Genomic DNA, 315 nt, shown 5'->3' on the forward strand with positions numbered 1-315 from the left:
TGGGTGCCCTTCGAAGCCGACCTCCTGGAGGCCCAGGGCTTCCGCCCCTTTTCGTTGGGGCCCCGCATTCTCCGCGTGGAGACGGCCGTGCCCGTCCTCCTGGGGCAGGTGGCGCTTCTCCGGGAGGACACTGCGGCGCCTCCCGTGACAACTCTGACTTGAAGGCCCGGCGTGGCCGGGTGAAGAGTTGTCCATGGCCACGACCCGTTCTTCCGCCGCCGCTCAGCCCGCCCTGGGCGAGCAACAGCCGATTGTCACCTCCGAGGAGCAGGCCCCCGCGGCCGCGCCCGCGAAGCCCGCCACGCACGACACGGT

1 protein-coding gene is annotated in these 315 nt (G+C 71.4%); it reads left to right on the top strand.

What is annotated here, in order from left to right; all coding sequences use genetic code 11:
* The coding region (locus HV824_RS36030) for a 16S rRNA (uracil(1498)-N(3))-methyltransferase (protein ID WP_176425297.1) at positions 1 to 162 on the top strand (162 nt) is incomplete at its 5' end.
* Positions 163 to 315: the final 153 nt, after the last annotated feature.

The sequence above is a fragment of the Myxococcus sp. AM009 genome (assembly GCF_013372605.1).
GTDB lineage: Bacteria > Myxococcota > Myxococcia > Myxococcales > Myxococcaceae > Myxococcus > Myxococcus vastator.